At 38.7% G+C, this 12,992-nt stretch carries 7 protein-coding genes and 1 tRNA gene; 5 read left to right on the plus strand and 3 right to left on the minus strand.

Annotated elements, in window-relative coordinates; all coding sequences use genetic code 11:
- Positions 1-12: 12 nt before the first annotated feature.
- The 3 genes from DKG80_RS09805 to DKG80_RS09815 are packed head-to-tail and all read left to right on the plus strand — an operon-like array spanning position 13 to position 6,356.
- Positions 13-3,066, plus strand: coding sequence for a SusC/RagA family TonB-linked outer membrane protein (locus DKG80_RS09805; RefSeq protein ID WP_162555794.1), 3,054 nt, complete (start codon positions 13-15; stop codon positions 3,064-3,066).
- Between the two features lie 13 nt (positions 3,067-3,079).
- The gene (locus tag DKG80_RS09810; protein ID WP_162555795.1) at positions 3,080-4,723 is read left to right on the plus strand and encodes a RagB/SusD family nutrient uptake outer membrane protein; all 1,644 of its coding nucleotides are present in this window, start codon (positions 3,080-3,082) and stop codon (positions 4,721-4,723) included.
- Complete coding sequence (locus DKG80_RS09815; RefSeq protein WP_109831289.1) at positions 4,716-6,356, plus strand: alpha-amylase family glycosyl hydrolase; 1,641 nt, start codon at positions 4,716-4,718, stop codon at positions 6,354-6,356. Before DKG80_RS09810 ends, DKG80_RS09815 begins: the two co-directional genes overlap by 8 nt.
- A 74-nt stretch (positions 6,357-6,430) precedes the next feature.
- On the opposite strand, the gene DKG80_RS09820 is transcribed toward DKG80_RS09815, so the two are convergent.
- The 3 genes from DKG80_RS09820 to DKG80_RS09830 all read right to left on the minus strand — a co-directional run bounded on the left by DKG80_RS09820 (position 6,431) and on the right by DKG80_RS09830 (position 10,529).
- A complete protein-coding gene (locus tag DKG80_RS09820) occupies positions 6,431-6,742 on the minus strand; it encodes a hypothetical protein (protein WP_109831171.1) in 312 nt (103 codons plus the stop codon).
- Positions 6,743-6,767: 25 nt separating this feature from the next.
- Positions 6,768-9,767, minus strand: coding sequence for an AsmA family protein (locus DKG80_RS09825; RefSeq protein WP_109831172.1), 3,000 nt, complete (start codon positions 9,765-9,767; stop codon positions 6,768-6,770).
- A 231-nt stretch (positions 9,768-9,998) separates the two neighbouring features.
- The gene (locus DKG80_RS09830; RefSeq protein WP_109831173.1) at positions 9,999-10,529 is read right to left on the minus strand and encodes a DUF4442 domain-containing protein; all 531 of its coding nucleotides are present in this window, start codon (positions 10,527-10,529) and stop codon (positions 9,999-10,001) included.
- 222 nt (positions 10,530-10,751) lie between these two features.
- On the opposite strand from DKG80_RS09830, the gene rpsA reads away from it, so the two are divergent.
- Together rpsA and DKG80_RS09840 are read left to right on the plus strand one after the other, a co-directional pair.
- The gene (rpsA, locus tag DKG80_RS09835) at positions 10,752-12,623 is read left to right on the plus strand and encodes a 30S ribosomal protein S1 (RefSeq protein WP_109831174.1); all 1,872 of its coding nucleotides are present in this window, start codon (positions 10,752-10,754) and stop codon (positions 12,621-12,623) included.
- A 199-nt stretch (positions 12,624-12,822) separates the two neighbouring features.
- A tRNA-Cys gene (locus DKG80_RS09840) sits at positions 12,823-12,893 on the plus strand.
- The last annotated feature ends 99 nt before the right edge of the window (positions 12,894-12,992 follow it).

A 12,992-nucleotide genomic window follows, 5' to 3' on the forward strand; every position in this document is an offset into this window, starting at 1 on the left:
TAGATGAATGATATGAAAATCCGATTTAGAACAGAGATAGTGCGGTATTTCTGGATCGTAATGATCGTAGCATTACCGCTCAGTGCAGCATGGGCACAGGATAGAACGGTACGAGGGGTAGTGACAGATGCTACAGATGGCGAGCCGATCCCTGGTGTGAGTATAATTAATAAATCTACTGGTGGCGGCACCGTTACCAATATCAACGGAGAGTATTCTCTGACTGTAGGAGAGGATGCAGTATTGGAGTTTAGCTTCATTGGTTTCAAAAAAGAAGAAATTATAGTAGGAGCTAGATCAGTAATTGATATTCCGCTCAAGCTAGATATTCAGGAGCTCTCGGAGGTAGTCGTAATTGGTTATGGTCAAGTAGAAAAGAAAGATGCGACAGGTGTAGTAGCAGAAGTGAATTCTGATGATTTCAACCAAGGAGTATTAGCTGGACCAGAGAATCTATTAGCTGGAAAAGTAGCAGGTGTTCAGATATCCAGTTCAGGAGGTCAGCCCGGAGCATCAGCCAAAATTAGAATAAGAGGAGGTACTTCTCTTAACTATTCCAATGAGCCTTTGATAGTAGTAGATGGTGTGCCAATTGAATCTGAAGGACACAATCCCGGCGATGCTCAAAGAGGAAGAGGCGCTTTGAATTTCATCAATCCAGCAGATATTGAAAGCATGACTGTATTGAAGGATGCATCAGCCGCAGCGATCTATGGATCTAGAGCAGCCAATGGTGTAATCATCATTACTACTAAGTCAGGTCAAAAAGGTAAGCTCAGAGCAACCTACGACGGAAGTTTTACCATTTCACAATTCGTAGGTGATGTAGAATTCTTCAAACCAGGAGAATACAGAGAGCTAGTAGCCTTTAAAGAACCAGATAAAGTCAATGAGCTAGGCGATGCAAGTACGGATTGGTTGGATGAAATTACACAAACAGCTACAGGTACCAGACACTTAGTTACAATAGGCAAGGCTGATGAGAAGAACAATTACTATGCGTCTGCCAGTTACATGAAGAGCCAAGGAGTATTAAAAACCTCTGAAACTCAAAATATAAACTTGGCAGCCAGATATGAAAGAAAGCTTTTAAGAGATGATTTGAAACTAAAGTTTAATGTAAAGTCAGGCTGGTCTGATGATGTCTACGCAGCAGAAGTTACGAATCAAGCTTTGATTTTTGACCCTACTCGTGCCCCATTCAATGAAGATGGAACCTATTTCGAGTGGAATGAAAAGCTAGCTACCAGAAATCCATTGGCACAAATCAATCAAACATCCGAAAAAGGAACTGTCAATAGATATCTATTCAATGGTCAAGCCAATTATGTTTTGCCATTCTTTAGAGATATTAATGTCAACTTAAATGCCTCATATGACTTTCAAGATGGGGATAGAATCAAATCACTATCCGCCGATAGATTTGATGCTAATGTGGGAGACTACACAGGAGAGTTCTATTTTCAAGAAGACTTCGAGCGAACGAGTAAAATGCTAGAAGCATATGTCAACTACAATAAGGAGTTTACAAGTCTAAAAAGCAAAGTGGACCTTATAGGAGGATATTCTTATCAGGACTTCGATTCTAGATTTGATTTCTTTGAATTGGACTCCGCAGATCTATCTAGGAATGCAGACGGCTCTTGGAATGAGATGATGTTTGACAAGAACGATAGCTCGATTCTTGAAAACAGACTGATCTCATTTTTTGGTAGAGTCAATTACACTTTCAATGACAAGTATCTGTTGACCGCTACTTTGAGGAGAGATGGTTCGACAAGGTTTGGTGAAGAAAACAGATGGGGGCTATTTCCATCTCTTGCTCTCGCATGGAGAGTTATAGACGAAGACTTCATGGCTGGTACAGATAATTGGCTTAGTGATTTGAAACTAAGATGGGGATATGGAGTCACTGGTAATCAGAATATTCCAGATTTCAAATATGTCTCTCTCTATGAATATGGTCAACCAGACGCGTCTTACCAGTTTGGAAATGAATATGTCCCTACTCTTAGACCCACTGGTGCCGATCCAGACATTAAATGGGAGGAAACAGTCAGCTACAACGCCGGAGTAGACTTCGGTTTTATCAATGGCAGGCTGTATGGTTCAGTTGACTTATATAGAAAAAACACGAACGATCTACTGAATACTGTGGCGATTGATGCAGGGTCAAATGTAAGAGACCGACTCATCAGAAATGTAGGTAGCGTAAGAAACGAAGGAATTGAAATTACACTGAATAGCACCGTGATTGACAATGAAGACTTCAGCTGGTCTCTTAGCTTAAACGCTTCCGCCAATAGAAATGAAGTATTGGCTCTAGATGGATCGGGAGGAAATGTAGTGTATGAGATCGGTAATATCGCAGGAGATGTCGGTCAGACTATTCAGGTATTGCAAGTAGGGAAACCAGCATATTCATTTAGAACCTTCAAACATAGGTATGATGAAGATGGTAACCCTCACAGGGACAATAAGAGATATCCTAATCAGGATGGAACTCCTGTTGATCCGAATTCGGCGATTTCTCTGATGGATATGTACGAAGATCTGAATGGTGATGGGAAGATTGATGACAATGATCTGTACGTGGGTAAAAATCCAGCTCCTAAATGGGTAGCAGGTCTTACTTCATCTATGAGATATAAAAAGTTTGACTTGAATTTTACCTTGAGAGGTAATTTTGGAAACTATGTCTACAACAACTTAGCGTCATCCAATAATGGTTACTCGCTTATAACAGACAAGCAGGTCTTAAACAATATTCACAAGGGAACGCTTGATACTGATTTTGGGCAAAAGCAATTGAGATCAGACTATTTCATTGAGAATGCTTCATTTGTGAGATTGGACAATATCTCGCTCGGTTACAGTTTCGACGAATTGAAATACGCTAAGATCAGAGTTTATGGAACCGTTCAAAACGTGTTTACCATCACTAACTATTCAGGAATAGACCCAGAAATATCCTTACTAGGAGATGGTATCAATAACAATGGTATTGACAATAATGTCTACCCGAGAGCTATCACAGCCATTCTAGGAGTAAATGTTACATTCTAAACTAAAGACAACGATGAAACGAGTTTTAATAATATTATTATCGATACTGGCCGTTGGATGTACAGATCTAGATGTCACACCACAAAATGGTTTGACAGAAGCAGTAGCATTTAGCGATCCAGATAGCTACAAGCAGTATCTAGCCAAACTCTATGCTAGTTTTATATTGACAGGACAAGATGGTCCAAACGGAGATGCTGATATCTCAATAGTCAATGACGAAGGGTTTACCAGTTATATTCGATCCTATTGGAAAGCCCAAGAATTAACTACTGATGAAGCTATTATAGCTTGGACAGATGCTGGTATCAGAGATATGCACGAACACAATTGGACGGCTAGTAATCAGTTTGTTAGAGTATTGTATTATAGAATATTCTATACTGTTTCCTTGTGCAATGACTTTATAGAACAATCAAGCGAAGGAAATCTTGATAGCTATGGTATACCTCAGGAAAATAGAGCTGAGATAGCTGCGTATCGCGAAGAAGCAAGGTTCTTAAGAGCATTGGCCTATACTCATGCTTTAGATTTATTTAGGTTCGTACCCATTTTTGAAGGGCTTGGTAGTACGCCATTGCAGTCCGAACCTGAAGAACTATTTGGTTGGTTGGAGACAGAGCTATCGGAGCTAGCCGAATCTCTTCCAGAGCCAAGAACTAATCAATACGGCCGGGCAGATAAAGCAGCAGTTTGGATGATGCAGGCAAGGCTATATTTGAATGCAGAGGTCTATATCGAACAAGCAAAGTATGAGGAAGTGATCACAGCAGTTGAAAAAGTCATAGCAGCAGGATACTCTCTAGAGCCATTTTACGCTGATCTTTTCAAAGCGGATAACCATTTATCTCCTGAGATGATTTTTCCAATCGTGTCTGATGGAACGAGTTCACAAAACTGGGGAGGAACGACATTCTTAGTCAGTGCTGCAATAGGTGAGAGGATGTCTGACAATGTAGTTGATGGTACAGAAGATAGCTCTGAAGATGAATTTGAGAAAGAAGCGTTGACAAATTATGGAGTCAGTGGCGGATGGGCAGGTATTCGTACGACTACAGCTATGCTGGATAAGTTTAACTATGGAGATGCTGACCAAGACCCAAGAGGTATTTTCTATAGTAATGGACAGAGTGAGACTATTCCTAGAAAATCTGATATTGGTGAGTTTACAGCGGGTATAGCAGTTCCAAAGTATATCAATAGAACTAAGGACGATATGGCAGGAAGCAATCAAGACCATGCAGATACTGATGTCCCTTACTTCCGACTAGGTGATGCCTATTTGATGTATGCTGAGGCTACAGCTAGAGGTGCATCTAATGGAAATAGCGCTACAGCGTTGGGATATATCAATGAGCTAAGAGATAGAGCAAGAGCTCCAGAGGATAAAGGTGATATCAACGCTGCTCCTGAGAACTTAACTACTCTTACACTGTCTGATGTGATGGACGAAAGAGTGAGAGAGATGTACTGGGAAGGAACTCGTCGTATGGACTTAATCAGGGATGGTAAATTTATATCTGGATATAACTGGTCTTGGAAAGCCGGAGTCGACCTTGGTCAAGACATAGACCCTTATAGAGTAGTTTTTCCTATTCCACAGTCTCAGATGGAGACTAATGCATCATTCAAACAATATTTCTCTGAATATGAATAAATTAATCAGTATAAAAAAGCTGTCAGTATTTCACTCGCTGCTTTTTTGCGTTTTTATTTACAGTTGTACACCTAAGTCTGAACAAAGACAAGAAACCATGCCAGCTACTGAACTTAAGAAAGACTACAGCGACGCTGTTTTTTACGAGATTTTCGTTCAGTCTTTTGCAGATTCTAATGGCGATGGAATCGGGGATATACCAGGTATGACTTCTAAGCTAGATTACTTAGTTGACTTGGGAATTGATGCGATATGGCTCATGCCAATCAATCCGTCTCCGAGTTATCATAAGTATGATGTGGTTGATTATAGAGGTATACATCCAGACTATGGCACCATAGAAGACTTTAAGAAATTTATCGAAGAAGCTCATCAAAGAGATATACAAGTGGTGATGGATTTTGTGATCAATCACAGTTCATCAGAGCATCCATGGTTTAAAGATGCAAAGTCTAGCAAAGATTCAGAGTATCGTGACTACTATGTGTGGGCCGACATTGATTCGATAGCCAATGAAATCGAAAAAAAGGAAACTGCTTTCGATTCGGATAATATCCGTCAATGGCACCCGATTGAGGAAGGAAATACAAAAGACGAACATTACTATGGGTACTTCTATGGAGGAATGCCCGACTTGAATTATGACAATCCCAAAGTTCGTGAAGAGTTTTACTCAATAGGACGATTTTGGTTAGAGGAAATAGGAGTGGACGGGTTTAGACTGGATGCTGCTAAGCATATTTATCCTGATGATAGAGCTGAAGATAGTCATGCATTTTGGAAAGAGTTTAAGGCGGAGATGCAGAAGGCTAACCCCGATGTCTACTTAATTGGGGAAGTTTGGTCAGACGCTAAGTCAGCTTCTCCTTATGCAGCAGGTTTTACAGCATTGTTCAACTTTGATAGAGCCTTTAGTATTCTAGAATCAGTAAATAATGGAAGAGCTACTGTAGCCAATATAGCGGGGCATGGATATCAAATAGATAGTACTGTTAGCATCGCATCTGTGATTAATGCGTCGTTGCCTTGGTTTAAGTCTTACAATCAAAACTTTTTAGAAGCAAGTTTTTTGAGCAATCATGATCAAAACAGAGTCGCTTCGGTATTTGATGGTGATCAATCAAAAATCAAACAAGCCGCGAACCTATTGTTTACTTTACCTGGAACTCCTTATATCTATTATGGAGAGGAGATAGGTATGTTGGGGATGAAGCCAGATGAATTCATACGTGAGCCGATGCTATGGGATCAGTCAGATTCAATGCAGTCAAAATGGATTGAAGCTCGACATTCTACCTTCGATAGTATAAAGTCAATGGAAGATCAAGCTGCTGACTCTAATTCAGTATTTAATCACTACAAGGACTTAATTCAGCTGCGAAAAGCTAATAAAGCACTTTCACTAGGAGATATTCAGGACTTACCTGTTAATAGTAATAGATTAATAGCCTATAGTCGTACCTATGAAAATCAGACATTAGGAGTACTTCATAATATCTCAGAGAAGAGCATTCCGGTCAGTTTGAATCAACTATCAGGGTATCAATCTATGCTTTGGTATGGAGGAGAGATAAGCATCAAAGACAATGTAATAGTCTTAGGGTCGAAGGCTAGTGTGGTGTATAGGAGATAAAAGAGACAGTAGTAGTTAAAAATGAAAAAGGCCTTTCGGAAGAGAGGCCTTTTTTACTGAATAAAAGTAATACCTTATAGTTTCATTCGTCTAAGTGACGCTACAATTACCTGAATTCGGGAATCAATATCAGCTTTTGCCGTATTAGTACATTGAGCTGCGGCTGCTTCACTCGCATCTTCAAGTGATTCATAGGTTATGTCACCTACTTGATATAATTCTTTTCCTTCACCATCTTCACATGAAGTTAAAAGAACCTCCACTTGACCAGGGTTGCAAACGTTTTGTGGCTCTGTGCAGACAGATTCATCTTCATCATCTGAGCATGAGTACAAGACAAAAAAGCACAAAGCAAAACTCAGTTTTATTAAATAATTCGTTTTCATATGTTGTAATCTAATATTCAAAAATCTAGTAGGATACGTTCGTATTAAAGCTAAATAGATTTGGATGAAATTTAACCTTTAAAAAATTTCTTCTTGCTCTTATCAGCTTTTCTTTTCTTTTAAAATCTTCTGAGGTAATAAAAACATTTTTATACTTACCGTCTTTTCCTTGAGACTTAAGCCATTTTAGTTTGTCCAAGTCTACATCATCAATGTCTATGTCAATTTGCTCTTCTTTAATTTTTTGTTTTTTCTTATTGTTAAAGAGAACCTCTTTGATGTTTATTCCTACTCTATAATCATAATTTTCACCAAAACTTTGTTCTCCCACTAGCTTAGCGTTTAGTTTGTTGGTGACGATTTTAGTTCCAGGAATATTAATTGCATTATTAAAAATAAATATATATGTATCTATAGTATTAAAAAGTAGTGTGTCTGGCTTATCTTTTGTACTGGGCATTTCTTTCAATGCTTCTGTAATTGCAGGATAGTTATAAAAACCTCCATCCTTGAAGAAAATATGTGATTTCATCATCATACTTTCTAAATCAGGGCCATATTCACCATCTATTTCCTTCATTGAAAATTGTAAATAGGACTCTTCGCTCGTGAGAAGGCCACTCATTTGCTCGTGAGATATGTATTCTTCGAAAATAGAAGGAAGTTCCCTAGCCATTCTAGCCATGTCTAAGTTATCAACCTGACCTTTCATATTTAAAAACATTTCTTCATCTTTTAATAAGGTTACTTTTAAGGATGCTATTCCGTCACCTCCAAAGCCATCAAAGTGAAGTTTGTCTATAGTGTAGATGGTGTCTTGTAGGTTGTATAAAGCGGTAATATCTTCCAGTAATGCGTTCTCATACTTCACACTTTCAATAAAAAACTTCCCTTTGGCTTCCATCTTCCATCTCTGTGGTTCAGAAGGTTCACTAGATTCAGGTTCTTTATTATTAGCTTCTCCTTCGGGAGAAGCTATCATAGCCATTAACTTGTCATAGTCCAGATGACCGAGATGAGTTATACTCTCTACTTTAAGAGTGTCTGCTTGGTTCTCGATTACGGTCTCCACCAAATTTCGGACAGTAGTTGTATCGATTTTGAATTTGATTTCACTGTACTCACCTTTGAAATTTTTAATTTGTAGTAGACGATTCGTAAAAACAACCTGACCATTTAGGTCTTTGACATTCATCATTTGATCAGTCATGTCAGTGTTGATGTTCTTCATTCGAATATCAAAAGAGCTTTGATCGAAAAGTATTGGTTGAATCTGTTGTTCTATTGAATCAAGGTGAATCTGTCCACGAGACTTGATGTCAGCCAATAGTTTTCCGTTCATGTCATTGACTAACGTATCAGAAGCGAACTGTTTTAAATATTCAAGATCAAGATTTAGTGCTGTAACGAGATCGAAATCTACTTCTTTCATATCACATACACTCACAGATCCTTTTAGGATGTTTTCAGTAGTAGATAAGTAAAACTTAGGAATTTCAATATCTAAGTATTCTGGTTTTAAGTATTGTCCCTTGAAGAGAACTTGAGCAGAGGTGTTTACTATTCTTTGTTGGTATTCTGGAACATTGACTGTAAAGTTTTTAAGTGATAGTTCATTGTGCTTGAAACGTAGATTGGCGGATAAGTCGCGAATCTCGGGTACCGAGTCCATAGCAACATTAAGCCCATTGAACTTTAGGTCGATCTTTGTTTTTCTAATAGCTGATTCTATGAAAGCATCATTGATTTCAGTAGGAAGAGTTCCGCTAGTGACTACTACTGCATTGACTATGCCACTAAGTTTTTTGAACGGGTCGTCAGGTATAAGCGATTTCGATTTGGCTAGATTCAAATCAATACTTGACTGAACAGAATAAGAGAGCTTGTCTAGATTGCTGAATTTTCCAGCCAACTGGATATGATTTCCACTACAGTCTACTTCAAAAAGTTTCAGGTTTACAGAAGTCGTACTGTTGTTGTTTTTACTTCCATTAGTGGCGTTACCTTTTAGGTTTATATTATATGCGGTAGGGTATTCTGCATACTTGATACTAGCATTAGCTAAGTTGAATGAAGTCTCATAATGAGGGATTGTTTCTTCACTTACATACCCTTTGATTTGTGTGTCAATATTGAAAGATCCAGATACCTGACCTATTCCTAAGGTGTCAAGCATTTCGTCTGAGGAAAATTTCATCAAAGAAGCAAGGTTTGGGATATTGATAGATGTATTGATATCTGTATATATATTCTCTCCAAGAATAATATCTCCACTCATTTCATAAGCTAGTTCGTCAGTTTTGAGTGAAATCGAACGTGCCTTGATCGAGTCTGACTTATAGTCTACATCAAAGGTTAGTTGAGCTTTGTTAAGTCTATTTGCATTGGAGTCATCGTATCGGATGTTTGAGAGAGTTAGTGCTCCAGCAGTTGTCGCCAGTGTTTTAAGACTATCTAGATCAGCGGTAGCGCTTAGCTCTGGAATATTTACATTGACACCTGCCCCCAATTGATCATCCGAATAAATCAGTTCTATTTCTTTAAGAGTCAAGGCATCTATACTAAGGTCCAGTGGAGCAGATGTTTCAACAGTATCTATTTCTGCAGTCGTACTGTCACTCACCAGTAAAAAATCATAACAAGACACTCCAGTTGTGTCTACCAGATACTTAATGTAGCCTTCGGAGACTTCTACTCTGTGAACGGTGAAGATATTGTTCATTAAATCTTCAACATTCAATGTCACGTGTAAATTGTCGATTTTGGCTAAAGTATCGATTTTAGAATCTTCTAATTCTCTGCCAATCCACATATTACCAAAGTCAAGACTGGCTTCAGGGAAGTCTTTTATAAGAGAGAATTTAACTTTTTCGATCTCCATGGGAGCGCCGATTGTCTCACTGGCTTTGTCGATCGCCATCTGGATAATACGATCTTGTAGAGCCCATCCAGCTACTATTAGTGTGATCAATAATCCAATAAATACAAGTGCAGATATCTTTAGAACCTTTAGGAATATCTTCATGGTATGTGTTAATTTCTTTAATCGCAGGGCTTTGGCCCATTGGGTTTAATTCTCTGATTCTTGAGTCGATCTTTAAATAAAATTATGAAGATACGCTACACCACTGAGGTGGATAACTTCATTAAGTATTCAAAGTCGGCTCAATTTAGTTCGATTTAAAGATAAGACGAATTGCACAGCGCGGAAAATGCAATTCTCTTTGAAGAAACAATAAAACTTGAAGAGAAAATATTATTGACTCTCTGTTTTAGCTTTTCTTTTTGCTTTGTAGTGTGTCTTGTCAGCGATGTAGATAACTTTATTAATCTTACAGAATACTTGAGACTTGGACTCGTCAGTTAAAAGAACCGTAATAGGGAAGTTGATTTCATTTTCTAAATCAATTCGTTTCTTAATATTTTCAATGTCCTTGGCCGTAAATTCAAACTGAGCATATAAATCTTGCTTTGCAGGTTTTCTAAATCTTATTTCCGAACTTTTATCCCAAACCACATAGTCTTCTCCTAGGATATAAATCAGCTGTATCATAGCGATCGGATCAGTGGCTGAAAACATGCTACCACCGAATATCGAGTTGACATAATTTCTGTTTTTGTAACTAATCGGAATTTTGATTTTGACTTGTAATAGGCTTTCAGAAACTTCGATGACTCTACCCGTACTTCTTCTATACATGGGAGAGAGGTTGAATGCGTATTTGAAGAAAGTACTCGGCTTTAGAAGTTTAGTGCCTATTCGAGTAAGTGTTTTGTATACGGACATGGAAGGTATTGATTGTTTATCAGTAAGATACCATGATTAAATGCTGGAGTCGCATAGTGATTTTATGTTTTAATAATACTGTGTCTTTAGTTCGATAATACTTACCTTTGCGCTCCCTTCGAGTGAAGGAGCTTTGTTGGAAAGAATTTCAATGAAGTAATTGTAAAACAAAATGGTACAGATTTCCCGCACTGTACTGTATTTCAAAGGGAACTGTTAAAGATGGCAGAAGAAAAAAACGAAGCAGCAGAACAAGCTGCTCAAACTCCTGAAGTAAACGAAACTCCAAAAACAGAAGCTCCTGTAGCTGCTCCAGTAGTCGAAGAAGAATTCGATTGGGATGCAATTGATACCAAAGGATTTGGTGAAGGATACTCTGACGCTCAAAGAGCTGAGATGGAGGCGTTGTACGCTGGTACTTTGAACACTGTAGAAGAAAAGAAAGTGTTGAAAGGTACTGTTGTAAGCATGACGTCTAGAGACGTAATTGTAAACATTGGATTCAAATCTGATGGTCTAGTTTCTGCTTCAGAATTTAGAGATACTCCTGACCTTAAAGCTGGTGATGAAGTAGAAGTATATCTAGAAGAGCAAGAAGACAACAACGGTCAGCTTATTCTTTCAAGAAGAAAAGCTAAGATCGTAAGTGCATGGGAGAATATCCAAAAGTCTTACGAGCAAGATCTAGTAATCGACGGTATGGTGAAGAGAAGAACCAAAGGTGGTTTGATCGTAGATATCTTCGGTGTAGAGGCGTTCTTGCCAGGTTCACAGATCGATGTGAAGCCTATCAGAGACTTCGATATTTTCGTAGATAAGAAGATGGAAGTGAAAGTTGTGAAAATCAACTACACTAACGACAACGTAGTCGTATCTCACAAAGTATTGATTGAGAAAGATCTTGAGAAGCAAAAAGCTCAAATCCTTGAGAACCTTGAGAAAGGTCAAGTACTAGAAGGTGTGATCAAGAACATGACTAACTTCGGTGTATTCATCGATCTAGGTGGTGTTGATGGTCTTCTTCACATTACCGATATCTCATGGGGTAGAGTTAACCACCCAGACGAAGTATTGTCTCTTGACGAGAAAGTTAATGTGGTTGTTCTTGACTTCGACGATGATAAGAAGAGAATTTCTTTGGGTATGAAGCAATTGTCAGAGCACCCATGGGATTCGCTAGCGGCTACTACTGATGTAGGAACTCAGGTGAAAGGTAAGATCGTAAACGTAGCTGATTACGGTGCATTCCTTGAAATCCAGCCAGGTGTAGAAGGATTGATTCACGTATCTGAAATGTCTTGGTCTCAGCACTTGAGAAATCCTCAAGATTTCATCAAGATCGGAGACGAGCTTGAGGCAGTGGTATTGACTATCGATAGAGAAGAGAGAAAAATGTCTCTTGGTATCAAGCAATTGACTGAAGATCCATGGACTAAGCAGGATGTATTGACTAAGTACGCAGTGGGAACTGACCACAAAGGAACAGTTAGAAACTTGACTAACTTCGGATTGTTCATCGAGCTTGAAGAAGGTATCGACGGTCTTGTTCACGTATCTGACTTGTCATGGACTAAGAAAGTGAAACACCCATCTGAATTCGTACAGGTAGGAGAGGAGCTTGAAGTCAAAGTTCTTGAGCTTGATATTGATAATAGAAGATTGGCATTAGGTCACAAACAATTGGAGGAGAATCCATGGGATGCATTCGAGGATACATTCGCTATCGGATCTACTCACAAGTGTACTGTGAACACTATGATCGACAAAGGTGCATTGCTTGAGCTTCCTTATGGATTAGAAGGATTCGCTTCAATGAGAAACTTGAAGAAAGAAGACGGTTCTAAGGCTGCTATCGGTGAAGCTCTCGATTTCGTAGTGATTGACTTCTCTAAAGACGAAAGAAGAATCGCTCTATCTCACGTAGCTACTTACTCTGATGAGATCGAGAAGCCATCTGGTAAAGGTGGTAATAAGAAGAAGGGTGGAAGAAATATCGCTATCGACAAAGTGAACGCAGAGGCTGAAAGGTCTACACTTGGAGATCTTGATGCACTATCTGCTTTGAAAGAGCAAATGGAAGGTGGAAAAAAATAAGTATTAGCTTATTTCCACTGTGGAATTATAAATTGAAAGGCACGTTGACCACGTGCCTTTTTCTTTTGCCTTAAGATCAATGGGTTAGTAATTAATGCTCGAAAAGCTTAATACAATCTTTGGTAGGTACAATAAAAATTCTAGATTTGCACCACCAAAAATTATCCTGCTTCGTAATAGAAGAAGGAAATAATAAATTGGTCCTGTGGCCGAGTGGCTAGGCAGAGGTCTGCAAAACCTCGTACAGCGGTTCGAATCCGCTCGGGACCTCATTAAAACCCTCACAGTGAAAGCTGTGAGGTTTTTTTGTTTTTATACCCTGCAATTACCTCAATAACAACATTGACATCATCTAGAATGCCAAGGGCG

Origin of the sequence: Reichenbachiella versicolor (genome assembly GCF_003171675.1) — a bacterium.
Lineage (GTDB): Bacteria > Bacteroidota > Bacteroidia > Cytophagales > Cyclobacteriaceae > Reichenbachiella > Reichenbachiella versicolor.